This window comes from Streptomyces sp. UNOB3_S3, assembly GCF_020740895.1.
Lineage (GTDB): Bacteria > Actinomycetota > Actinomycetes > Streptomycetales > Streptomycetaceae > Streptomyces.
On record NZ_JAILXP010000081.1, the window covers coordinates 1 to 22,349 of the forward strand.

Annotated in this window: 21 protein-coding genes and 1 tRNA gene; 4 read left to right on the forward strand and 18 right to left on the reverse strand. The window is 73.3% G+C overall.

Going from position 1 to position 22,349, the window contains the following annotated elements; all coding sequences use genetic code 11:
- Positions 1-213 precede the first annotated feature (213 nt).
- The 5 genes from K6I33_RS11865 to K6I33_RS11885 all read right to left on the reverse strand — a co-directional run bounded on the left by K6I33_RS11865 (position 214) and on the right by K6I33_RS11885 (position 5,781).
- The gene (locus K6I33_RS11865) at positions 214-588 is read right to left on the reverse strand and encodes a hypothetical protein (RefSeq protein WP_229350747.1); all 375 of its coding nucleotides are present in this window, start codon (positions 586-588) and stop codon (positions 214-216) included.
- Positions 585-1,937, reverse strand: a complete 1,353-nt coding sequence (locus K6I33_RS11870) for an AAA domain-containing protein (RefSeq protein WP_229350749.1) — start codon at positions 1,935-1,937, stop codon at positions 585-587. The genes K6I33_RS11865 and K6I33_RS11870 overlap by 4 nt, the downstream gene beginning before the upstream one ends.
- Positions 1,934-3,538 carry a hypothetical protein gene (locus K6I33_RS11875; RefSeq protein ID WP_229350751.1) on the reverse strand — a complete coding sequence of 535 codons (1,605 nt, stop codon included), beginning with the start codon at positions 3,536-3,538 and terminating at the stop codon, positions 1,934-1,936. The genes K6I33_RS11870 and K6I33_RS11875 overlap by 4 nt, the downstream gene beginning before the upstream one ends.
- 136 nt (positions 3,539-3,674) lie before the next feature.
- Positions 3,675-4,886 (reverse strand): hypothetical protein, encoded by a 1,212-nt coding sequence (locus K6I33_RS11880; protein WP_229350753.1) that lies wholly within the window; start codon positions 4,884-4,886, stop codon positions 3,675-3,677.
- On the reverse strand, positions 4,807-5,781 hold the full coding sequence (locus K6I33_RS11885) for a phosphatase PAP2 family protein (protein ID WP_229350755.1): 975 nt from the start codon (positions 5,779-5,781) through the stop codon (positions 4,807-4,809). The genes K6I33_RS11880 and K6I33_RS11885 overlap by 80 nt, the downstream gene beginning before the upstream one ends.
- 261 nt (positions 5,782-6,042) lie before the next feature.
- Between K6I33_RS11885 and K6I33_RS11890 the strand changes: the two genes are divergently transcribed.
- The gene (locus K6I33_RS11890; RefSeq protein WP_229350757.1) at positions 6,043-6,636 is read left to right on the forward strand and encodes a histidine phosphatase family protein; all 594 of its coding nucleotides are present in this window, start codon (positions 6,043-6,045) and stop codon (positions 6,634-6,636) included.
- Between the two features lie 187 nt (positions 6,637-6,823).
- Here the strand turns inward: K6I33_RS11890 and K6I33_RS11895 are convergent, their stop codons facing one another.
- Positions 6,824-8,200 carry a tetratricopeptide repeat protein gene (locus K6I33_RS11895; protein ID WP_229350759.1) on the reverse strand — a complete coding sequence of 459 codons (1,377 nt, stop codon included), beginning with the start codon at positions 8,198-8,200 and terminating at the stop codon, positions 6,824-6,826.
- Positions 8,201-8,483: 283 nt separating this feature from the next.
- On the opposite strand from K6I33_RS11895, the gene K6I33_RS11900 reads away from it, so the two are divergent.
- Positions 8,484-8,942, forward strand: coding sequence for a hypothetical protein (locus K6I33_RS11900; RefSeq protein WP_374284126.1), 459 nt, complete (start codon positions 8,484-8,486; stop codon positions 8,940-8,942).
- Positions 8,943-9,000: 58 nt separating this feature from the next.
- Positions 9,001-9,870 carry a spermidine synthase gene (locus K6I33_RS11905; RefSeq protein WP_229350763.1) on the forward strand — a complete coding sequence of 290 codons (870 nt, stop codon included), beginning with the start codon at positions 9,001-9,003 and terminating at the stop codon, positions 9,868-9,870.
- A gap of 7 nt (positions 9,871-9,877) precedes the next feature.
- Here K6I33_RS11905 and K6I33_RS11910 read toward each other — a convergent pair whose 3' ends face one another.
- The 9 genes from K6I33_RS11910 to K6I33_RS11950 all read right to left on the reverse strand — a co-directional run bounded on the left by K6I33_RS11910 (position 9,878) and on the right by K6I33_RS11950 (position 17,708).
- Positions 9,878-11,278 carry a GH1 family beta-glucosidase gene (locus K6I33_RS11910; protein WP_229350765.1) on the reverse strand — a complete coding sequence of 467 codons (1,401 nt, stop codon included), beginning with the start codon at positions 11,276-11,278 and terminating at the stop codon, positions 9,878-9,880.
- Positions 11,279-11,318: 40 nt separating this feature from the next.
- Positions 11,319-12,188, reverse strand: a complete 870-nt coding sequence (locus K6I33_RS11915; RefSeq protein WP_374284128.1) for a carbohydrate ABC transporter permease — start codon at positions 12,186-12,188, stop codon at positions 11,319-11,321.
- Positions 12,189-12,227: 39 nt separating this feature from the next.
- The gene (locus tag K6I33_RS11920) at positions 12,228-13,205 is read right to left on the reverse strand and encodes a carbohydrate ABC transporter permease (RefSeq protein ID WP_229350767.1); all 978 of its coding nucleotides are present in this window, start codon (positions 13,203-13,205) and stop codon (positions 12,228-12,230) included.
- Entirely contained in the window at positions 13,202-14,479 is a 1,278-nt protein-coding gene (locus tag K6I33_RS11925) for an ABC transporter substrate-binding protein (RefSeq protein ID WP_374284131.1), read from the reverse strand. The genes K6I33_RS11920 and K6I33_RS11925 overlap by 4 nt, the downstream gene beginning before the upstream one ends.
- A gap of 44 nt (positions 14,480-14,523) precedes the next feature.
- The gene (locus K6I33_RS11930; protein ID WP_229350769.1) at positions 14,524-14,733 is read right to left on the reverse strand and encodes a cold-shock protein; all 210 of its coding nucleotides are present in this window, start codon (positions 14,731-14,733) and stop codon (positions 14,524-14,526) included.
- Between the two features lie 148 nt (positions 14,734-14,881).
- Positions 14,882-14,954, reverse strand: a tRNA-His gene (locus K6I33_RS11935).
- A 107-nt stretch (positions 14,955-15,061) separates the two neighbouring features.
- Positions 15,062-15,667: an oligoribonuclease gene (gene orn / locus K6I33_RS11940; protein WP_229350771.1), complete on the reverse strand. Its 606-nt coding sequence runs from the start codon at positions 15,665-15,667 to the stop codon at positions 15,062-15,064.
- Positions 15,668-15,672: 5 nt separating this feature from the next.
- Positions 15,673-17,007: a helix-turn-helix domain-containing protein gene (locus K6I33_RS11945; protein WP_229350773.1), complete on the reverse strand. Its 1,335-nt coding sequence runs from the start codon at positions 17,005-17,007 to the stop codon at positions 15,673-15,675.
- Positions 17,008-17,375: 368 nt separating this feature from the next.
- Complete coding sequence (locus K6I33_RS11950; RefSeq protein ID WP_229350775.1) at positions 17,376-17,708, reverse strand: hypothetical protein; 333 nt, start codon at positions 17,706-17,708, stop codon at positions 17,376-17,378.
- A 337-nt stretch (positions 17,709-18,045) separates the two neighbouring features.
- On the opposite strand from K6I33_RS11950, the gene K6I33_RS11955 reads away from it, so the two are divergent.
- Positions 18,046-18,567, forward strand: a complete 522-nt coding sequence (locus K6I33_RS11955) for a universal stress protein (protein ID WP_126918008.1) — start codon at positions 18,046-18,048, stop codon at positions 18,565-18,567.
- 463 nt (positions 18,568-19,030) lie between these two features.
- Here the strand turns inward: K6I33_RS11955 and glmS are convergent, their stop codons facing one another.
- From glmS to K6I33_RS11970, 3 genes are all read right to left on the reverse strand, one after another.
- Positions 19,031-20,851: a glutamine--fructose-6-phosphate transaminase (isomerizing) gene (glmS, locus tag K6I33_RS11960; protein WP_229350777.1), complete on the reverse strand. Its 1,821-nt coding sequence runs from the start codon at positions 20,849-20,851 to the stop codon at positions 19,031-19,033.
- Between the two features lie 122 nt (positions 20,852-20,973).
- Positions 20,974-21,249, reverse strand: coding sequence for a hypothetical protein (locus tag K6I33_RS11965; RefSeq protein ID WP_190111646.1), 276 nt, complete (start codon positions 21,247-21,249; stop codon positions 20,974-20,976).
- Between the two features lie 86 nt (positions 21,250-21,335).
- The gene (locus tag K6I33_RS11970) at positions 21,336-22,271 is read right to left on the reverse strand and encodes a DUF4429 domain-containing protein (RefSeq protein WP_229350779.1); all 936 of its coding nucleotides are present in this window, start codon (positions 22,269-22,271) and stop codon (positions 21,336-21,338) included.
- Positions 22,272-22,349: the final 78 nt, after the last annotated feature.

A 22,349-nucleotide genomic window follows, 5' to 3' on the forward strand; every position in this document is an offset into this window, starting at 1 on the left:
GGTGCGGGTGAGGGGACGGGCGTGGGCCGGTGGCGGACGGGGCGCGGGTCGTACGGCCGGGAGCTCATGGCCCCATGCTCCTGGCAGGACGGGGGGCCGTCCGGGGTAGTTCCGGGAATCCGGGACAGGGGAGGGAACGGTGCGCTACCTTGTGCGCCGCATATGCCAACGGCCCATGATCGAGGACCATGGGCCGTCCGGTCGTGGGCCGGTTCAGTCGGCCCGGCTGCTGCCGCGCAGCAGGTCACGGCCGAACTCGACCATCTTCTTCGTGTAGTCCTCGCTCCACTCCGCCCGCTCGGCGATCACCGCCGTCGGCAGTCTGTCGAAGCGCCGGGGATCGGCGAGCTGAGCCGCCGCCACCGCCTGGAACTCCGTCGCCCGGTCCGCTGCCGCGCGGAAGGCCAGGGCCAGCTCGGTGGAGCGGGCCAGCAGCTCACGCGGGTCCTCGATCGATTCGAGGTCGAAGAAGTGCTCGGGGTCGGCGACGGCCTCGGGTGGCTCGAAGAGCAGCTGCGCGGGCTTCAGGCGGCGCGGGCCCTCACCGCCCCGCGCCGCCGGTGGGCACGCCCGGCGGCATCGGCTCACGGCCGCCAGGGGACGCGATGTTCGGACAGATGCGCCCACACCGCGTGATTCGCCTCCCAGCCGTCCGGGAACTTCATCGTCACCCCCAGCCGCACCGGCTCCGTCGACGGATGCTCGTCCAGCAGGCGGTCGACACCGGCCCGGCTCACCACGACGCACGCGTGCCGGTGCCGTGAGGCCAGCACGCACAGGCGGCCCGTCTCCAGGTGGAACGCCGTCGCGTCCGGACGCCCCGACAGCGGGTGGAGCACGACCGTGACGTCGAACTCACGGCCCTGGAGCCGGTTCGCCGTATCCACTGTCACCCCGGTCACCCCCTGTCCCGCAAGGGCCGCTCGTACGGCCGCGGCCTGGTCGCGGTGGGCCGTGCCCACCGCGATCCGGTCGGCGGTCAGCGGCGCCGGATCCGGCGAGCGCTCGCTGGTCACGGCCCCGCCCCGGTCCAGCATCCGCCGGACGACCAGGGCCACCGCGCCCACCGCCTCCGGGTCCGTGCGCGGCGTGTGCCGCGCGGGCAGCTCCAGCAGGCCCCAGCCCGACTCGGCCGCCTCGTCCAGCACCCGGTCCGGGCCCGAGCCGTCCGAGGGCACGCCGAAGGACAGCAGCCGGTCGCCGTGGTCCGTGCCGCTGCGGAACGGGGTGTACGGATAGAAGGCCGCCGACACCAGCGGCGCCGCCGACGCCGGCAGCCGCCACGACACCGGCAGCCGGTGCTGCGGCAGCCCCGGATTGTGGGCCAGCAGCGTGCTCACGGCGCTCGCCGACGGGTCGTACGACAGCCCCGCCCACTGCTCCGCCCCCACCACGCTGAACGGGTCCAGCTGGCCCGGGTCGCCCACGAACAGCGCCCGCTCGAACAGCCCCGCCACCGCCAGGAGCGCGTCCGAGCGCATCTGGTACGCCTCGTCGACGATCGCGTGGCCCCAGGGCCCGTCCACCTTGGTGTGCGCCCACTTCGCCGCGGTGGAGATCACCACGTCCAGCCCGGCCAGCTCCGCTGCCTTCGCGGAGGTCACGACCGAGTCGAGCGCGTCGAGCGCGGGGTCGTAGGGGTGGCGGTCATTGCTGTGCAGCCGGCCCACCGGCAGCCCGGGGTCCTGCTCGGCCAGCCGCAGCACCAGATCGTCGACCTGGGCGTTGGTCTGGGCGACGATCATCAGCGGGCGGCCGGCGGCGGCCAGCTCCCGGGCCGCCCGCACCACCAGCGTCGACTTGCCCGCGCCGGGCGGCGAGTCCACCACGACACCGCGGTGCGGGCCGTGCAGCGTGTCGCGCAGGATCGCGTCCGTGGCCGCCGTGGCCGCCGCGGCGGGGTCGAAGGCGCGCTCGCGCACCAGGGGAACGGTCACAGCAGGTCCTCCGCGGTCACCGGGTCGGGAGCCTCGGCCGGGCCCTCGGCGGGCGGGCCGCCATGGGTCCAGGGCGTCCGCTCGGGGTCGGGCAGCTCGGGGCCGCCCCGGGGCGCGTGCTCGAACAGCGTCCAGCACACCCGGTCGCCCACCTCGGGCACGGAACCCTCGTCGGGCACCTTGCCGCGCCCCATGCCACCGGTCAGCCGCACGGTCAGGGCGGCGGCGCCGTCCGCGCCGGGCGGCCCGTACGCCACGAACTCGGCGGCCTGCGCCTTTCCGTCCGGCAGCGCGCGGTGGAGCGCGACACCCTCCGCGAGATGCGGGGCGTCGGCCGTACGGACGGTCACCAGCGGGCGCGGACGCGGGACCTTCGCTTCCGTGTACTCCATCACCACCTCGGCGACCTCCCCCGCGAACGCCTCCCCGGCCAGCCGCCGGCCCGCCATCACCAGCGGGTCGTCCAGCGCCTCCTGGGCGTCGAGCTGCGCCTGCGCGGTCTCGCGGGCGGCGAGCTTGCGCGCGGCCGTGACCGCGTCGTCCCGCCGCGGCTGCGGCGGCTCCCCGGCCCGGACCCGGTCGCGGTGCGCGGTGTACGACCAGCGGTCGCGCTTCCAGCGCTCGGCGACCCGCGCGCCCTCCGGGAGCGTCCGCAACAGGTCGACACCGTGCCAGACGGCATCCCAGGTGGGCCGCAGCTGCGTCGCCAGCAGCTCGCGGATCTCTCCCTCGGCGGCGGCCAGCTCCGCCCGGGCCGACGCGGACCGGTGCGCCGGCGCCTCCAGGACGACCGCGCGGGCCCGATCGTAACGGGCGACGGCGGGGGCCAGCCGCTTGTTGTCGAAGACCGGGTCCGTGGCGGGGCCGGCGGGCGGATGGACCAGGAGCCCGTCCGGCCCGCGCGCCAGCTCCACGCGCAGCGCCGCCTCCGGGCCCGGCACGCCGTCCGGCGGGTCGATCCAGGCCAGCAGGGAGCCGAGGTGCTGGTCCTCCAGCACGCTCTGGCCCGTCGCCCAGTGCCGGCCCAGCGCCTGGGTCATCGCCAGCAGCAGCGAGGACCCGGGCACCCGGGCGCGCTCCCCGAGGTGCGTCAGCCAGCGCCCCAGCAGCGGCACGCGCGGCGGCGCGGGATGGGGCGTGTCGGGGTCCTGCTCGGCGGTGCGCCGGAAGCGCATCGACCGGCCGAGCAGCCGCACGTACTCCACGCCCGCCGCGCCCGGCACCAGCAGCTGCGGCGCGTCCGCGCACAGCTCGACCTCCACCGGCACCTTCTTCCCGGTACCGGGGTCGGTCTCCTTGCGCTGCTCCGGTTCGACGGCGTCGCCGAACTCCTCGACGTACGGCAGGAGCGCGTCGGCGAGCTCGGCGAGGAACGCGGACCGCAGATCCCTGTCGCGCGGCTGCGCCACGAACAGCAGCCGGGGCGCGTCCCGCTCCGTCCCGACCATCGCCCCGAGCGGCGCACCGGCCTCACCGGCGGTCGTCAACGGCACGAACACGCACGGCCGCTCGGCGACATGACGATGCCGCACGGTGACAACCGGCCGCGCCCTTCCGTCCCGCACGGCTTCCATCCGCGCGAGGGTGCTGATCAGCGACATGCGGACTCCTTCCGGAGGGGCGTGGAGGGACGAACGGCCCTGGGCGACTTCCCCGTCGGCGCGGGGCTCGGCCCGCACCGTGCCGGCCGGCGGTGGCCGGCCGCCCCCGGCCGTAGCGCCAGCGGGCGCAGCCGGCTCATTGGCCCGCCCCGGCCAGGGCGCCCTCGTCGGCCGAGGCGAGCGCCAGCGCCTCCGCGCGGAGCGCGGACGCGCGGCGGAGCGCCGCGACCGCCGGGTCGTCGGGGGAGCCGGCCTCGCCCGCGGCGGCGGCGAGGACCGACGCGACGGTGGTCAGGCCACCCAGCTCCGCGCGGACACCGCGCCCCAGCGTCCGGACGGAGTCCGCCGCGCGGGCCCGGGCCCGGCAGTGGAAGGCCAGCTCGCACGCCGCGAGGCACTCCGGCGCGTACGCCGCCGCCACCGCGTCCAGGGCCTCGGCCAGCTCGTCGGCGGGCCGGGTCGGGGTGCGGCCGTCGTCGGACGGGCACAGATCGAAGGTCGTGCCCTCCGGGAGCCCGGCGGCGATCTCCGCCACGCCCGTCAGCCGCTTCAGCTGGCGGCGCGTGGTGGCCAGCGGCTTGCGGAGGTCGACGAGGGCGGCGGCCGGCAGGTTGGAGAAGTCCTTGGGGCAGACCAGCAGGGCCTGGTCGCGCACCACCGCCGCGCCCTTTGCCACCCGCTCGGCCACGGCCTCCAGCGCCAGCGCGTACACCGCCGCCTGCCGGGCGGCCGCGCCGACCTTCGTCGCGTCGGCGGCGCCGTCGATCATCGCGAAGGACTTGATCTCGACGACCGTCCAGCCGCCGTCGGGGTGGACGACGATCGCGTCCGGCTCCAGATAGGCCGGTGTCCCGGCGACGGTCAGCGCCAGCAGGGGGTGGTCCAGCACGGCCCACCGCCCGGCGGCGGTCGCCTCGCGCAGGGCGAGGGCCGTACGCGCCGTACGGCCCTCGAGGCCGGTGGCGGAGAGGCCGGGGGTGTCCACGGAGCCCGGGCCGGGCTCGGGGGAGCCGTCGGCCAGCCGCCGGTGGAGCAGCCGGACGAGCTCCACGCCGCCGTCGGCCTTGACGCGGGACTCGAAGGAATGGCCGCGCACGAAGGCGAACTGCGACTGCCCGAACGTCACCGGCGCGCCCACCGCCCGCGCCAGCGCCGCCTTGTCCACCCCCGCCCCGTCGAGCAGGGCGCGGCGGTGACAGCCGGGATTGGCGGCGAGCGCCGCGAGCGCGCGGGCGTCGAGGGGAACGGGCGCGACGGGGCCGCGCAGCTCAGCGAGCCGCTGTCGCAGCGCCGTCGGTGCGGCTGTCCCCGGCCCCGCCCCGGGCCGGCTGTCGGGGGATCTGGTCACTGGCGTCCGCCTCGCGAAGTCTCTCCGGCGCCCCCGGGCGAACCCGGGACGGCGCAGTACCCGCTGTACCCGCCGAAGTCTCGCACCCGGCACTGACATTCACCGGTGCCATGGCCGTTTCCGCAGGTACGGGGGGTGCCGCCGGGGCGAGGCGGGTGCGGATCCGGTCGGCGAGCCGCAGCGCCGGGCGGGCGAGGAGGAAGCCCGTGCCCATCACGGCGGCGCCGGCGACGGCGTCGAGGAGGTAGTGGTTGGCGGTGCCCATCACCACGAGGGTGATCAGCAGCGGGTAGACGACGCCCACGATCTTGGTCCAGACCGTGCGGCCCTGCGCCCAGAGCACGACCCCGCACCACAGGGCCCAGCCCACGTGGAGGCTCGGCATGGCCGCGTACTGGTTGGTCAGCCCGCCCAGACCGCGGGGGGCGCTGGCGTCGCCGCCCCACCAGCCGTACTCGGAGTACTGCCGCATCGTGTCGACGAAGCCGAAGGACGGGTCGAGGAGGCGGGGCGGGCAGGTGGGCAGGAGGGTGAAACCGATGAGGCCGATGAGGGTGGAGAGCATCAGCCAGGTGCGCATCCGGCGGTAGTGGTCGGGACGTCGCCTGAAGAGCCAGACCAGGAGCGCGGGGGTGAGGAGGTAGTGGAGGGCGGCGTAGGCGAAGTCGGCGGGTATGCCGATCGCGGAGTGGTCGGTGAACAGCCGGTTGAGCGAGGGCTCGATATTTATTCGGAACGTTTTTTCAAGATCGAGTATCGCCACGCCGTGATCCACGGCGGACTGCACATCGCCTCTGACCAGCAGCCGCCCGGCCGAGTAGAGCCCGTACACCACGGCTATGAGTGGCAGTTCGGTCCACCAGCGCGGCCGCTTCCCCAGTGGTGCGGTGTACATCCGGACGCTCTCCATGTGTTCAGGCGGCCAATAAGCGCGATATGCAACCGTACGGTGTACGCCACATCTCTCGCACACCGCCCCGTGAGTCCACCCGAACCCCGAGGTGTGGGGGTGGAGACGCCGGGAATGGCCGGAGGGTTGCCCGTTGGTGAAGTGAGTGATGATGGGGAGCGAAACTCACCCGTGACCGAGGTGACCGACTTCACGCCTTTCACCCGCGTCCACGATCACCGCACGCACCTCGTAAGGACTCTCGCCATGGCACCGCGCATCCTGCTGGCCCGGCACGGACAGACGGAGTGGTCGCTGTCCGGCAAGCACACCGGCCGCACGGACATCCCCCTCCTCGACGAGGGGCGGCGCGGCGCCAAGCTGCTGGGCGAGCGGCTGCACCGCGCCCCGTGGGACGGCCTGCCGGACGTGGAGGTCCGGACGAGCCCCCTCGTCCGCGCCAAGGAGACCTGCGAACTGGCCGGCTTCGGCGACCGGGCCACCGAGTGGGACGCGCTCATGGAGTGGGACTACGGCGCCTACGAGGGCATGACCCCCGCCGAGATCAAGGCGGGCCGCCCCGACTGGCTGATCTGGCGCGACGGCGTCCCCGAGGGCGAGACCCGGGCGGAGGTCGCGGCCCGGGCGGACGAGGTCGTGGAGTGGGCCCGCTCGGCCGACCGCGACGTGCTCGTCTTCGCCCACGGCCACATCCTGCGGACCATCGCCGCCCGCTGGATGGGCGAGGACATCTTCTTCGGCTCCCGCATCCGCCTCGACCCCACCTCCCTGTCCATCCTGGGCTGGGCGTACGGCGCCCCGGCGATCGAGCGCTGGAACGACACGGGCCACCTCGCCTGACGGCTCGGCGGATCCACCGGGGGTGCGCCCCCCCTGGCCCGGGCCGGTTCGGCCCCGGGGGGGCCGGGGCGGCAGCCCCGGGAAACGGTGAAAGGGCGGGGCTGGGGCCTTCCTCCCGTCGCGACGGTGATCAGCCACCGCGCGGAAGTCCGGCGGTGCCGGACGACCCCGGCCCCCGGGGTCGTGCTCAAGCGGGCCGCACGGCCACCTCGTGGCGGGACAGGAAACCCGACACCAGCGGGTTCGAGGTGTGGCGGCGCAGCATACGGGCGGTCGACGCCAGCATCGTCCTGATGCGGGCCGACTGGACCTGCTCCAGCAGGCCCAGCGCCCTCTCCCCGGCCGCGGCCGCCGCGTCCGGGGTGCCGCCCCGGGCCAGGTCGCCCGCCAGCTGCGCGGTGTAGAGCGCGATGTTCCGGGCGAAGTGCGGGTCCTGGAGCGCGACCGCGCGCGCCGCGTGGTCCGCCGCGCGGCGCCAGTCGCCCAGGGCGGACCAGCACTGGGCCTCCAGGCCCTCCAGCTCCGCCTCGCCGAAGAAGGTCATCCACTCCGGGTCGGCCTCCGCCGCCCCGCGCCCGAAGAGCGTCCGGGCGCGCACCAGCGCCTCCTCGGTCGCCGGCCGGTCGCCCAGCCGGGCCCAGCCGCCCGCCTCCCGCAGGGTCAGCAGGGACATCAGCCGCGCCGACCCCAGCCGCCGGCCCGCCCGCTGCGCGGCCTGCGCGGCGCGGATCGCCTCGCGGGGGCGGGCCGCGTCCCGGGCGAGGAAGGCCATGTTGCAGAAGGCGTGGGTCTCCAGCGCCGGATCGCCGGCCACGCGCGCGGTGGCCAGGGCCTCCGCGTAGTGGGAACGGGCGTCGGCGAAGCGGCCGGAGTCGTGCGCCAGCCAGCCCACGGAGATCGCCAGTTCGCCCGCGCCGGAGTGCAGCCGGTCGGCCACCGACCGCCGTCTGGTCTCCGCGTCCAGCAGCTCGTAGGCCGCTTTCAGGGGGCGCGCGGCGCGCCGGTAGAGGCCGTCCGCGCCGTGCCGGTCGTCGAGCAGCCGGATGTGCCGCACCGCCTGTTCGACGGCGGCGGCCTCGGTGTCCCCCGCGTGGCGCCGGTGCGCCCGGGGGCCGGCGCCCAGGGAGACGGCGGCCACGGCGGCCGTACCGGAGGTCATGAACGCGCGACGCAACACGTCGCTCTCCTCGCTGCTCTCGGTGGAGCTCTCCGCCGCACCGGAGGAGGTACGGCTTTCGGCGGGGCTCTCGGATGGACCGGGCGGCGCGGAGCCCTTCTTGCGCGCCCCCCTGCCACGCACGGCCTCGCGGGGTGCGAAGCCCATGTCCGCCGGCTCACGGCCGGGGAACATGTGCCGGAACACTCGCTCGTAGGCGTAGTTGGGGCAGCGGATCTCCCCGGACTCCACACGCCCGATGTAGCGCGCGTCGCACGAGACGTGTTCGCCGATCTCCCGGGCCGCACGACGCACGGCGGCCGCGAACTCCCCTGGTGAACGCGGCCCGCGCAGCTGCCGGAACGTAAGGTTCGGACGGGGTGACGAGGACGCGTGGGGCGACGCCATGGCCGGACCCTCTCCTGGCGAGCCGCCCCGAGGGCAACCCGCGGGGCGGGCGGCTGTGCTTGCCGTGTGGCGTGATGACCGTACCGGCTGTGGCGATTCCACTACATCCGGTTTGACTACAAAACGGATATCCCACCTGCCATCCGCCATGAACTGCCATCCTTTGCGGCGGCATGGCGCCGTAGCCGTTGACGCGTTCACGCGTTGAACCCGAAGAGCGCGAGCGCGCTCTGCGTGGATCCCGACGTGGACTCAGGCACGGCGTGAGGAGGGGTTTCCCGTGGTGGAGGCCGGAGTGGACATCGGCGGCTCGCGGACGACGGCTCTGCGTCAGCCGTTCCAGGACCACAGCGCGTCCCCGTACCCGCCGCAGCACGGTGGGGACGGCGCCGAGGGGCGGCCCTGCGACCTCGTCACGGTCCCCGCGCGCCAGGGCCTGGAGGCCGTCGACATCCTGCGGCTGCGCGACGGAGTGGGCCCCGTCCTCCACGACGGCGACTGCGACACACTCGGCTTCCTCGTCCCGCCCGGCACGGCCGACGGCTGGGACCTGCCCGGCAGCGCCTGCACCCAGACCTACGGCCGCGGCCTGCGGACGAGCGCCGCCGAGCCCCCCGTCAGCGGCACGGGCTGGCTGGTCGCCCCCGACGCCGCCTACGCCTCCGCCACCGACCCCGCCGTGCTCCGCGCCGCCCTCGGCGAGGCCGCCCGCACCATCGAGGCCGTCGACCGCTGCCGCTAGCCGGCCGCCCGGCCGCCCGCCGGGCCGGCCGGTCACCCGCACGGGCGATACTGGACGGGTGGCGAAAGGCAAGCAGAAGCAAGGGCGCGGACGCGCCGCGGAACCGATATCCGCGCAGGTGGCGGGCGGTCTCGCGGAGCTCGTCCCCGACCGCGACCGGCCCCGCGGCCACACCCTGCTGATCGACGGGGCCCCGCAGTCCCACGTCGACCTGGACGACCCCGCCCACCTGGACTTCTCCTACCAGCGGCGGCTCGGCCACATCGCCGACCTCGTCGCACCGCCCGGCAGACCCGTCCAGGCCGTCCACCTGGGCGGCGGCGCCTTCACCCTCGCCCGGTACATAGCCGCCACCCGCCCCCGCTCCACCCAGCAGATCGTCGAGATAGACGCGCCCCTGGTCCAGTTCATACGGGCCGAGCTGCCGCTGGAGACGGGCTGGCGCATCCGGGTGCGCGGCACCGACGCCCGGGAAGGGCTCGCCAGGATCCCCGACGGCTGGGCGGACCTGATCATCGCCGACGTCTTCAGCGGCGCCCGCACCCCCGCCCACCTCACCAGCACGGAATTCGTCACCGACGTACGGCGCGCCCTGCGCCCCGGCGGCTACTACGCCGCCAACCTCGCCGACGGCCCGCCGCTGGCCCACCTCAAGGCCCAGATAGCGACCGTCCGCACCGTCTTCCCCGAGCTGTGCCTCACCGCCGACCCGGCGGTGCTGCGCGGCCGGCGCTTCGGCAACGCCGTGCTGCTGGCCTCCGACCGCGAACTGCCCGTCGCCGAGCTGACCCGCCGGGCGGCCACCGACCCCCACCAGGCGCGGGTCGAACACGGCCGCGCGCTCCTCGACTTCACCGGCGGCGCCGTGCCCGTCACCGACGCGAGCGCCCGGCCCTCGCCCGCCCCGCCGCCCTCCGCCTTCAGCTGACGGCCCTTCAGTGGGCGGGCAGCCTGCCCGTCCGCGCCAGCCGCGCGTACCACCGCGCGCTGGACTTGGGCGTACGGGCCAGCGTGGCGTAGTCCACGTACACCGCGCCGAACCGCTTGCCGTAGCCGTACGCCCACTCGAAGTTGTCCAGCAGCGACCAGAGGAAGTAGCCCCGGACGTCCGCGCCGTCGCCGAGGGCCCGCAGCACGGCCTCCAGGTGGGCGCGCAGATAGGCGATCCGCTCGGGGTCGTGGACCGTGCCGTCGGCGCCGGGCTTGTCGTCGTAGGCGGCGCCGTTCTCGGTGACGATCAGCGGCAGCCCGGGAGCCTCCCGGGCGAAGCGCGTCAGCAGGTCGTACAGGCCGGTGGGGTCGACGGCCCAGTCCATCGCGGTGAGCCTGCCCGGCGGCCGGTGGAAGGCCACGCCCCCGGCCCCCGGCCAGGGGGAGGGATCCCCTCCGCCGTGGCCGTCGGCGCGCGGCGCGGGATTGTCAGTGGCGGCTGATACGACTGTGGGCGCGTAGTAGTTGATGCCCAGCGCGTCCAGGGGGTGCCGGATGACGTCCATGTCGTCGCCGCGTACGAACGACCAGTCGGTGATGGCCGCCGTGTCGGCGAGAAGGTCCTCGGGGTACGCCCCGCACAGCATGGGCCCTGTGAAGATACGGGTGGCCAGGGCGTCCACGCGCCGCGCCGCGTCCTGATCCCCGGGCGAGGGCGTACGGGCCCGTACGGCGGCGGGGTTGAGCGCCACGGACAGCTGGGCCCGCGGGGGCAGCACGGCGCGCAGCGCCCGTGCGCCGAGGCCGTGCGCCAGGTTGAGGTGGTGCGCGGCCCGCAGCGCGGCCTCGTCGTCCGTGCGGCCCGGGGCGTGCACCCCGGCCGCGTAGCCCAGGAAGGCGCTGCACCAGGGCTCGTTGAGGGTGGTCCACAGCTCGACGCGGTCGCCCAGCGCCTCGCCGACGAGCCCGGCGTAGTCGGCGAAGCGGTGGGCCGTGTCGCGCTCGGGCCAGCCGCCCGCGTCCTCCAGCTCCTGCGGCAGGTCCCAGTGATAGAGCGTCAGCACCGGCCGGATGCCCCGGGCGAGGAGGTCGTCGACGAGCGCCCGGTAGAAGTCGAGCCCGCGCGGCGAGGCCGGGCCGCGGCCGGTGGGCTGGACCCGGGGCCAGGAGACGGAGAAGCGGTACGCGCCCAGGCCCAGCTCCGCCATGAGACGGACGTCCTCGGCACGGCGGTGGTAGTGGCCGGTCGCCGTGTCCCCGGTGTCACCGTTCCGCACCCGGCCCGGCGTACGGCAGAAGGTGTCCCAGATGGAGGGGGTGCGGCCGTCCTCGGCGGCGGCGCCCTCGACCTGGTAGGCGGCGGTCGCGGCGCCGAAGAGGAAGCCGGGCGGGAAGTCCACGGTCACGTCGCACGCTCCGGGAGGAGAGGGGGAAAGGGTGGGGGAGTCAGCCCTTGAGCGCTCCGCGCATGATGCCGCCGACGATCTGCCGGCCGAAGAGAGTGAAGGCCAGCAGCAGCGGCAGCGTGCCCAGCAGCGCCCCGGCCATCACCACGGCCTGGTCGGGGACATAGCCGCGGCCGAGCCCGGTGAGGGCCACCTGAACGGTCGGGTTCTCCTGGGTCAGCGCGATGACGGGCCAGAAGAAGTCGTTCCACGCCTGGACGAAGGAGAGCATCCCCAGCACGGCCATCGCGGGCCGGGCGACGGGGAAGACCACGTGCCACACCACGCGCAGGCTGCTCGCCCCGTCCACACGGGCCGCCTCGATCAGCTCGTCGGGCAGCGCCTCGACGAGGTACTGCCGCATGAAGAACACCCCGAAGGCGCTCACCAGCGCCGGCAGGACGACGGCCCGCAACTGGTCGGTCCACCCCAGCCGCGCCACGATCATGAACAGGGGGACGACGCTCAGCTGCGGCGGCACCATCATCGTGCCGACCGTCAGCAGGAGCAGCGCCCGCCGGAAGCGGAACCGCAGCTTGGCGAAGGCGAAGCCGGCGACCGTGCAGAAGAGCACCGTGCCCACCGCGACCGTCCCGGCGACCAGCGCGGTGTTGGCGAGGGCGAGGCCCATCCGGGCGTCGGTCCACGCCGTGCCGAGGTTGGTGAGCAGCCTGCCGCCGAACCACAGTGGCGGCGGGGTGTGCGCCAGCCGGGCGCTGTCGCCGGAGGCGGCCACCGCCGTCCACACGAGCGGGAAGAGCGAGCCGGCGGTGAAGAGCGTGAGGACGGCGTAGGCCACGGGCCCCGCGCGCAGCTGCCGCCCGGCCCGTGGCGCCGCCACGGCCCGCGGTCCGCCGATGCCGGTGCTGATGCCGGTTCCGGTACCGATGCCGATGGTCACGTCGTGCCCTCACCGGTCCTTCCCCAGCCACCGCGCCAGCAGCGCGTTCACGGTGGCGATCAGCAGCAGGAGCACGAACATCGTCCAGGCGACGGCCGAGGCGCGCCCGAGGTGGTAGTTGAACCAGCCCTGCTCGTAGAGATAGAGCCCCAGGGTCTGGAACTGGTGCGAGGCCCCGCCCTTCTGGCCGCCCGCCCCTCCGAACAACAGGGGCTCGCCGAAGAGCTGGGTCGCCCCGATGGTGGAGACGACGACGGTGAAGAGGATCGTCGGCCGCAGCGCCGGCACGGTGATGTGCAGGAACTGCCGGGCGCGCGAGGCGCCGTCGAGCGCCGCCGACTCGTAGAGCTCGTCCGGTACGGCCTGCATGGCGGCCAGATAGATCAGCGCGTTGTAGCCCGTCCAGCGCCAGATCACGATCGAGGAGACCGCGCACCGCGAGGTCCAGGTGCCGTTCTGCCAGTCGACCGGGCCGACGCCCGCCGCCTGAAGCGCCCAGTTCACCATCCCGTAGTCCCGCCCGTAGAGCACGACGAAGACGAGCGTGGCGGCGGCGACGGACGTGGCGTACGGGGTCAGCAGCGCGACCCGCCAGAAGGTGGCGGCGCGCAGCCGGTAGTGGAGGAGGTGCGCCAGGCCCAGCGCCATCAGCAGCTGGGGCACGGTCGACAGCACACCGATGGTGAAGGTGTTGCGCAGCGCGTTCCAGAAGAAGTCGTTGCCGAGGAGCCGGGCGTAGTTGGTCAGGCCCGCCCACTCCATGCGCTCGGGGGAGGTCAGCTCCACGCGGTGGAGCGAGGTCCACCCGGTGTAGAGGAGGGGGAAGAGCCCGAACGTGGCGAAGAACAGGAAGAACGGGGCGACGAACGCGTAGGGGCTGTAGCGGAGGTCCCAGCGGTGGAGGCGGCCGCGCGGGCGGTCCCGGCCGCGCCGCCGGTCCCCGGGGGTGGTGGGGGCGCCCTCGACGACCGTGGTCGTGGCGGTCACTCGTCCACCGCGTTCTCGATCTCCCGCTGTGCCGCCCGCCAGCCGTCCCGGGGCGATCTGCCCTGCTGCTCGACCTGGGGGATGCCGACCTCGGTGAACGCGAGCCCGATCTGCTGCTCGCGCGGCCCGAAGAACAGCGTCGGGACGTGCCGGGCCGCCTCCGTGAAGATCCGCCCGATGGGCGCGTCACCGAAGTAGGGGTTGCGCGCGTCCCTGACCTCCGGCATGGCGTACGAGGCCGGGGTGGAGGGGATGCCCGCCTGCCGTTCGAACAGCTTGGCCTGCTGGGCGGGGGCCGTCAGCCAGACCGCGAGGTCGATGGCGGCGGCCCGGTGCCGGGCGGCCGTGGGCACGCCGATGAAGGAGCCGCCCCAGTTGGCAGGCCGGGGCGCGGTGGCCACGTCCCACTGGCCGCGGCCCGCCGCGCCCGACTTCTCCTTGATGTAGCCGAGCATCCAGGGCGGGCAGGCGACGGTGGCGAAGCGGCCGTTGGCGTACGCCTGGTCCCAGGGCTTCTCGAACTGTTTGAGCCGGGCGGTCAGCCCGTCCCGGGCGGCCCGTGTCGCCAGGTCCCAGGAGGCCCGGACGGCGGGGCCGTTCCGGTAGCGGGGGTGGCCCTCGCGGTCGTAGTAGCGCTCGGGGTAGCCGTGCACGGCGGCGTTGTAGAGCCCGGCCGCCGAGTCGGTGAAGACCGTGCCCGCCGGGGCCCGGCGCCGGTAGGCCCGGCCGGCCTCCAGATAGCGCCGCCAGTCGCCGGCCCACAGCCTGCCGACCGCGTCCCGGTCCGTGGGGAGCCCGGCGCGCCGGAAGAGGTCCTTGCGGTAGCAGACGGCGATCGGCCCGATGTCCGTGCCGAGGCCGATGGTCCGGCCGTCGGGGGTGGTGGCCTGCGCCCACTTCCAGGAGAGCCAGTCGCCCCGGTGGACGCCCCTCGCCCGGGACAGGTCCTCGAAGAGGTCGCCCCGGGCGGTGGCCAGCTCATGGACGTTGGCCACCTCCATGGCCTGGATGTCGGCGAGGCCGCTGCCCGCCGCGAGATGGGTGAGCAGCTGGGGGTAGTAGGCCTCGTTGCGGTCGATCACGGTTTCCTTGATCGTGACGCCCGGGTGGAGCCGTTCGTACTCCGCGTAGAGGCCTGCCTGCTTGTAGCCGAAGACACCGAAGGTGCCGATGGTGATCGTGGTCCGGCGGGCGCCCCGGTGGTCTCCGTCGTCCCCGTCCTTGGCACAGCCGTCGAGCAGGCTCATCCCGAGGACGAGGGCCGCGGCGACCATGAACAGCAGGGCGCGCCGCCGGTAGGGACCGTTCGACCAAGCGGTCACGACTGGAGGACGTTGACGTTCTCCGCCTGCGGCCCCTTCTGTCCCTGGGTGACGTCGTACTCGACTCTGTCGTTCTCGTGGAGCTCCTTGAATCCGGTGCCCTGGACGGCGGAGAAGTGGACGAACACGTCCGGGCCTCCGTCGTCCTGTGTGATGAAGCCGAATCCCTTTTCGGCGTTGAACCACTTCACTGTGCCTGTCGCCATCGGTCATGACCCTTCGTCCGGTACCGGCACCTCAGCTTTGCCCGGACCGACGGCAGAAGTCCCCCGACCGACCCTCACATCACCCCTGGGGACTACAAAACGAAAAGAGCCCGGTCCGCTTGAAGCGGACCGGGCTCTTCCCGATCAGGGTGAGTAACGGGACTCGAACCCGCGACATCCTGGACCACAACCAGGTGCTCTACCAGCTGAGCTATACCCACCATGTCCGGCGTTTGTTTCCGTGTTTCCCACCGGCCGAGAAGAAGTCTACAGGGTCTTCGGGGGTGCTCGCTCCCAGCTTTCGCCGTGCCGGGAGCGAGCTACGTCACTATGCCTGGGCGGACAGGACGTGCTTGGCCGCGATGGCCTTCGCCGTGTCGGAGTCCGGGCCGGGCTGGGGGACGAAGATCGCCTCGCGGTAGTAGCGGAGCTCGGCGATCGACTCGCGGATGTCCGACAGCGCCCGGTGGTTGCCGTTCTTCTTGGGGCTGCTGAAGTAGGCGCGCGGGAACCAGCGGCGGGCCAGCTCCTTCACCGAGGACACGTCCACGATCCGGTAGTGGAGGTGGCTCTCCAGCGCGGGCATGTCCCGCAGCAGGAAACCGCGGTCGGTGCCGACCGAGTTTCCGCACAGCGGGGCCTTGCCCGGCTCCGGGACGTGCTCGCGGATGTACTCCAGGACCTGCCGCTCGGCGTCCTCGAGCGTGGTCCCGCCGTCCAGCTCCGCGAGCAGCCCGGAGGTCGTGTGCATCTCGCGCACGACCTCGGGCATGGTGGCGAGGGCCTCGGCGGGCGGGCGGATGACGATGTCCACGCCGTCCCCGAGGATGTTCAGCTCAGAGTCGGTGACCAGGGCGGCCACCTCGATGAGCGCGTCGGACGACAGCGAGAGCCCGGTCATCTCGCAGTCGATCCACACCATGCGATCGTTCATACGTCTCACCCTACGGGGCGTTCCCGCTGTCCGGGCAGGCGCGGAGCGTAGAGGTCCGTATCCGGCTTCCCCGGATCCACCGGACCCACCCCGTGTCCACCGCCATGTCCTGGCGAGTGAGAGATATGTCCGCTATGTCCACCCGGTGGCGGGGGAGCACCCAGGGGCGCGCCCGTCATCGCGTGGGCGGGCATCGCCGCACGGCGCATCGCCATCAGCGACGGCTCCCCCGGCCGGTCCAGTGGATCCGGCCGGTCGAACCGGTCGCCGCGCTCCGCGCGCTCCGGCCGCTCGCCCCGCTCCGGCCGGTCCGCCGGGCCGCCCTGCGGCCGGCGCGCCCGGTAGGCGGCCCGGTAGGCGGCGGGGGAGGACCCCAGCTGCCGGCGGAAGTGGCCGCGCAGGGCCACGGGCGAGCGGAAGCCGCAGCGTCCGGCGACCTCGTCCACGGAGTAGTCCGAGGTCTCCAGGAGCCGCTGCGCCTGGAGCACCCGCTGAGTGATCAGCCACTGCAGCGGGGCGCTCCCGGTGAGCGAGCGGAACCGCCGGTCGAAGGTGCGACGGCTCATATACGCGCGGGCGGCCAGGGTCTCCACGTCGAACTGCTCGTGGAGGTGCTCCAGCGCCCAGGCGACGACCTCGGCCAGCGGGTCGGCGCCGATCTCCTCGGGTAAAGACCTGTCGAGGTAGCGCTCCTGCCCGCCGGCGCGGCGCGGCGGCACGACGAGCCGGCGGGCCAGGGCCCCCGCGGCGTCGGCGCCGTGGTCGGTGCGGACGATGTGCAGGCACAGGTCGATGCCTGCCGCGGTGCCCGCGGACGTCAGTACGTCGCCGTCGTCCACGAAGAGCTCCCGGGGGTCCACATGGACCGACGGATAGCGCTTCGCGAGCGTGGGCGCGTACATCCAGTGGGTGGTGGCGGGCCTGCCGTCGAGCAGGCCCGCGGCGGCCAGTACGAAGGCGCCGGTGCACAGCCCGACGATGCGGGCGCCCTCCTCATGGGCCCGGCGCAGCGCGTCGAGCGCGGCGGCGGGCGGCGGCTGTGTGATCGACCTCCAGGCCGGCACGACGACGGTGCCGGCCCTGGAAAGTGCCTCCAGGCCGTACGGTGCGGTCAATTCCAGGCCGCCGGTTGTTCGCAATGGCACATCTTCGCCCGCGCACACCAGCAATCGGTAGCGGGGGACTCCCGCGTCCTGCCGGTCGATGCCGAACACGGAGAGCGGGATGGAGCTTTCGAAGATGGGGCCGCCGCTGAAAAGCAGCACGGCGACGATCTCCCGGCGGCGGCGTCCGGAGAGCTTGCGCGCGGTCTCCGGTACGGTCGTGGAGTCCTGGCTCATGGCGCTAAGCCCCCCTCGGCGGTCGAGTCCTCTCGGTCCTGCACGTTTCCCCTCGGTCCTGAACGGTTCCCCCGCCGGTCATGGCCAAGATCGAATCTACTGCGTCGCTTGGAGACGCGGTGACCAGTTCACCACCCGCCTCTAAATCGACATGACAACTTGGCGTGAAGCGTTCGATCACGAAGCGTTGCACTTGCAGGCTCCGGTGAAAAGTACGCCTCTCGCCCCTGCCCACACTCCTCAGTCGGCAACCGCCCTCAGCGGTTCTTTCCTTGCTGGTCGACCGGCTGATGGGAGGGGTTCCGGCCGAGGTATGAAGTTCGGGCCGAAGTTGGCTGAAAACATATGGGTGCAGCCGTGCGAGGAGGTCAGTCGGCGGGGCTACCGGACCCCTGGCGACGGGCCCCGCGATGGCTCCCCGCGCCCGTCCGGCCGTGCCGCCCCCGGTGCGGGGACGCCTGTTCCGCGGACACCTTGGCGGCCGTGCGCTCGGACTGGCGCAGGAGTCCGTGGCAGACGCAGGTGAGCGCCACCAGACCGGCGGCCGTGCCGGCCGCGCCGCCGAAGGACTGACCGCACATCAGCAGGACGACGGGGACCAGGGCACAGCTGAAGGCCGCCCAGCGGACCACATCGCTCACCGGATCGGGGGACGGCCCCTCGGACGTCTCCTCGCGGGCGAAATCATGGGTTCCGGGCACGGAAGGGCTCCCTGCTGGCGGCTGCTGGCGGTACTAACAACGGCCGGTCGGGGGCGTGGGTCACTGGGGAGTGGGTAGCAGGGGGTGTGAGCCCGGGCCATTGCGCTACGCGCCGCGCTCGTGCATGCTCCGGTGAACCGCCCACGGGGCCGCCGGCCCGGCGGGCGGCCTCTGGGCAGGCAGCGACTGTCGCCGTACCCTGGGGGGTAAGCACTTGAAAAGATGAATCCCGGACGGATTTGGCCGTCCAAGATCCATCAGCGAGCGCACCCCTCGACAACTCCAACCAGCCCACCGCCGATCCCCTCGACCAGAGGCTTCCTTCGCCGAGACACCGATGGCCGGTCACGAATTCTCCGAACCCGCGGACCGCAAGCGGATCGCCGATCAGGCGGCGAATCCCGAAGCGGCGGAAGAAACACGTCATTCCTGCGATCCGGCGTTCCGGCACGGCGTCGTGGTGGGCTTCGACGGTTCCATGTCGAGCGAGCGGGCGCTTGCGTATGCAATCGGTATGGCCCGGCGCTCGGGCTCGGGGCTGATCATCGTCCATGTGGCCAACCGGCTGCCGACGACCGTCTGGGCGGGCTGTGAGCCGCCGGTCTTCGTGGACGTCCCCGATCACCGCACGGAGGTGCTGGGCCTGGAGCTGGCCTGCGCCGACCATCTCTCCGAGGTCCCCTGGATCCTGGTGGAGCGCGGTGGGGACATCTGCCACGAACTCGAAGAAGTCGGGCGCGAGTACGCCGCCGACGCCATCGTGGTGGGCTCCACCCATGGCCTGGTCGGCCGGATCTTCGGTTCCGTGGCGGGCCGGCTGGCGCGCCGGGCGCAGCGGCCGGTGGTCGTCATCCCGTAGGGGCCGGGCGGGGTCCGCCGGCGGGTTCCCGGTGGTGTCGCGCGTTCTCGGTCGCTCCTCCGGTGACGCGTGTGGCCGTGTTCAGCTCTTGGGGCGCGGGGTGCGACAGGAGCTGGCGGAGCGTCAACTGTCGTGCGCCGTACGGAAACCGTACCCGCCGATCCCTTGACTTTCCCCGGAATCTACTCGCGCGTAGGGGTGCCGGGACCATCCCGGACGGGTACAACTCCGGCAGCACGACCCCCAGGGCGTGCCGCCGGACGGGAGGTGACGGTTCCCGGGGCCGGTGGCATCACCGCCGGTGTGAGGGCGACGCCGGCGCGAAAGGAGGCGGCCCTCCCCGCGCGCGTGGTGGCACGCGTGGGGAGGGCCGTTCTCTCGTACCTGTCGCGGACAGGTGCGGACAGGTCCGAGAGGGTTCGCGGGGCCCGCGGCCGGACGGCCGGGCGGGCCCGGGGGCGGACTACTCGACGGTGACGGACTTCGCCAGGTTGCGCGGCTTGTCGATGTCGCGGCCCATGGCCTTCGCCGTGTAGTACGCGAAGAGCTGGAGCGGGATGCCCATGAGGATGGCGTCCAGCTCGTCCTCGTTCTTCGGCACCACGATCGTGTGGTCGGCCTTCTCCTGCTCCTGGTGGGCGACGGCGAGGATGCGGCCGCTGCGGGCCTTGATCTCCTCGAGCGCGGCGCGGTTCTTCTCCAGCAGCTCGTCGTCCGGCACGATCGCGACGGTCGGCATCGCGGGCTCGATCAGGGCCAGCGGGCCGTGCTTGAGCTCGGAGGCCGGGTAGGCCTCGGCGTGGATGTACGAGACCTCCTTGAGCTTCAGCGAGGCCTCGCGGGCCACCGGGTAGCCGCGGACACGGCCGATGAACATCATCGACTTGGCCTCGGCGTACTCCTTGGCCAGCTCCTCGATCTGCGCCTCGTTCGCCAGGATCTCCTCGATCTGGCCGGGCAGCTTGCGCAGGCCCTCGATGATCCGCTTGCCGTCGGCGACGGACAGGTCGCGGGTGCGGCCCAGGTGGAGGGCGAGCAGACCGAAGGAGACCACCATGTTGGTGAAGCACTTGGTGGAGACGACGCAGACCTCGGGGCCGGCGTGGACGTAGATGCCGCCGTCGGTCTCGCGGGCGATCGCGGAACCGACCACGTTCACCAGGCCCAGGACGCGGGCGCCCTTGCGCTTGAGCTCCTGGACGGCGGCGAGCACGTCGTAGGTCTCACCGGACTGGGACACCGCGATGTAGAGGGTGTCGGGGTCGACGACCGGGTTGCGGTAGCGGAACTCGGAGGCCGGCTCGGCGTCCGCGGGGATGCGGGCCAGCTCCTCGATCATCTGGGCGCCGATCTGGCCGGCGTGGTACGAGGTGCCACAGCCGAGGATCTTCACCCGGCGCACGGCGCGGGCGTCACGGGCGTCCAGGTTGAGGCCGCCGAGGTGCACGGTGGAGAAGCGGTCGTCGATGCGGCCGCGCAGCGCGCGGTCCACGGCGTCGGCCTGCTCGTGGATCTCCTTGTGCATGTACGTGTCGTGGCCGCCCATGTCGTAGGACTCGGCCTCCCACTCCACGGTGGTCGGCTGGGCGGAGGTGGAGGAGCCCTCGGTGGTGTACGTGCGGTAGTCGTCGGCGCGCAGGGTGGCCATCTCGCCGTCGTCGAGGGTGACGACCTGGCGGGTGTGGGAGACCAGGGCGGCGACGTCGGAGGAGACGAACATCTCCTTCTCGCCTATGCCCAGGACCACGGGGGAGCCGTTGCGGGCGACGACGATGCGGTCCGGGAAGTCGGCGTGGAGGACGGCGATGCCGTAGGTGCCCTCGATGTGCTTGACGGCCTCGCGGACCTTCTCCTCCAGCGTGCCGGCCTCGGAGCGGGCGATGAGGTGGGCCAGGACCTCGGTGTCGGTGTCGGAGACGAAGACGAAGCCCTCGGCCGTCAGCTTGGCGCGCAGGTCGGAGGCGTTGTCGATGATGCCGTTGTGGACGACGGCCACCTTCTCCTCGGCGTCGAGGTGGGGGTGGGCGTTGACGTCGTTCGGCGCGCCGTGGGTGGCCCAGCGGGTGTGGGCGATACCGGTGGTGCCGTTGAAGCGCTTGGGCAGCCGGGACTCGAGCTCGCGGACGCGGCCCTTGGCCTTGGCGGACTTCAGGCCGCCGGTCTTGCCGCCGGCGTGCAGGGCGATACCGGCGGAGTCGTAGCCGCGGTACTCCAGGCGCTGGAGACCCTCGAGCAGCAGCGGCGCGACATCACGCTTGCCGATGTATCCGACGATTCCACACATAGGTGACCCTCCCAGGTAAAACGTTTGTGGTGCCCGGCACTACGGCGGCACTCGGTGGCGGTTGCGAGGACGGAACGGGGCGGCTGTGCGGACCGGCCCCGGCCCGTCGTCGTCCCGGCGGCTCAGCCGTAGACGATGCGGCGCAGTTGCCGCAGTGAGAGCTCGGGTGGTGCCACCGCGCGGTGCGGCAGCTCCGCCGCGATGCGCTCGAAGATCTCCGCGTTGTTCAGTCCTCCGGACTGGAGCTCACGGTGGCGGCGACGCACGAATTCCTCGGCCGTCTCGTCGAAGTACGCCAGCACGTCCAGCACCACCCGGGCGGCCTCGCCGCGCTGTAGCGGCGTGCTGCGCACCAGGTGGTCGACCAGGTCGTCGTGGGACATGCGGCGTTCGAGCACCCGTCGATAGTGAGGGGAAGTCGAGTCTTTCGCAAGAATCCTGCCCGATTTCGGGCAGGAGTGCTGGGAAATGTGAGGGGAAAAGGTTAGAAACGGCGCAGGATGGCCTGTTTCGCCGCGGCGAACTCCTCGTCCGTGAGGATCCCGGCGTGACGCAGCTCACCCAGCTCGCGCAGCCGGCGCAGCAGGGCGTCGTGATCCTCGGGGCCGGGGTCGCCCGCCTCCGGGGCGACGGGCCCCGCCGGGGGCGCGCCCTCCAGGGCCTTCGGGGCGCCGGGGGCCGGGGCGTCCTGCGGTGTGGCGGCCCGCGCGGTCACGGCGGCGGAGGGGTGCGGCAGCCGGGCGGTCACGGCGGCGGCCACCAGCGCCATCAGCGGGTCCTTCTTGAAGCCGTAGAGCTCGATGGCGTGCGGGTCGTGCTTGGGCGGCGCGTTCGTGGGCGCCTGGGGGACGGTGAAGCGGAGGTAGCCGTGCTCCAGGCCGACGGAGGGCTGCCACTCCACCGAGGCGATGCCGGCGACGGGCAGGACACGCGTCCCCGCGGACTTCTTCCCCTCGGCGGTGACCCAGTTCCACTCCAGGCGGATCCGCTCGCCGTCGAAGGAGGCGGTGCCGTCCCCGGCGCTCACCGACAGCGGCACGGCCGGGCCCGGCAGCAGATAGCGGTCGGTGGGGCCGTCCGGCAGCTGCTCCAGCAGCAGGGCGTGGCGCACCTCGTCCACGAAGTACTCCGCGACGCCCGTACGGTCCTGCTCGACCGCGAGCTGATACGGGTCCGCCGCCTCCGGAAGCCGGCCGCGGGCGGCCTGGGACAGCGGGTCGGCCCCGTCGCGCAGCCGCAGCCGGAGCCGTCCGCCCCGGCGGGCCGGCTCGAAGGCGACGCCCGCCACCGCGCTCAGGGGCACGGCGAGCTCACCCAGGGCCTGGCGCAGCGGATGCACTCCCCGCTCCCGGCCCGGCACAATGCGTATCGTGTCGCCGTCGAAGGTCCATGTCCCGTCCTTCTGGAGGATCTCTGCCATGGGCGGAATTCTCGCAGCCGGGGCGGGGGCGGGGAGTGCATCCGCTGCGCCAGGCCCTGGGTGAGCTCGCCGTGCCCC

Bases quoted from the DNA above. Each gene is read 5' to 3' on its own strand.
- K6I33_RS11970 (WP_229350779.1), bottom strand. From the start codon at position 22,271: ATGGCAGAGATCCTCCAGAAGGACGGGACATGGACCTTCGACGGCGAC.
- K6I33_RS11930 (WP_229350769.1), bottom strand. From the start codon at position 14,733: ATGGCGACAGGCACAGTGAAGTGGTTCAACGCCGAAAAGGGATTCGGC.
- K6I33_RS11875 (WP_229350751.1), bottom strand. From the start codon at position 3,538: ATGTCGCTGATCAGCACCCTCGCGCGGATGGAAGCCGTGCGGGACGGA.
- glmS (WP_229350777.1), bottom strand. From the start codon at position 20,851: ATGTGTGGAATCGTCGGATACATCGGCAAGCGTGATGTCGCGCCGCTG.
- K6I33_RS11945 (WP_229350773.1), bottom strand. From the start codon at position 17,007: ATGAGCCAGGACTCCACGACCGTACCGGAGACCGCGCGCAAGCTCTCC.
- K6I33_RS11955 (WP_126918008.1), top strand. From the start codon at position 18,046: ATGGCCGGTCACGAATTCTCCGAACCCGCGGACCGCAAGCGGATCGCC.
- orn (WP_229350771.1), bottom strand. From the start codon at position 15,667: ATGAACGATCGCATGGTGTGGATCGACTGCGAGATGACCGGGCTCTCG.
- K6I33_RS11885 (WP_229350755.1), bottom strand. From the start codon at position 5,781: ATGTACACCGCACCACTGGGGAAGCGGCCGCGCTGGTGGACCGAACTG.
- K6I33_RS11895 (WP_229350759.1), bottom strand. From the start codon at position 8,200: ATGGCGTCGCCCCACGCGTCCTCGTCACCCCGTCCGAACCTTACGTTC.
- K6I33_RS11925 (WP_374284131.1), bottom strand. From the start codon at position 14,479: ATGGTCGCCGCGGCCCTCGTCCTCGGGATGAGCCTGCTCGACGGCTGT.
- K6I33_RS11890 (WP_229350757.1), top strand. From the start codon at position 6,043: ATGGCACCGCGCATCCTGCTGGCCCGGCACGGACAGACGGAGTGGTCG.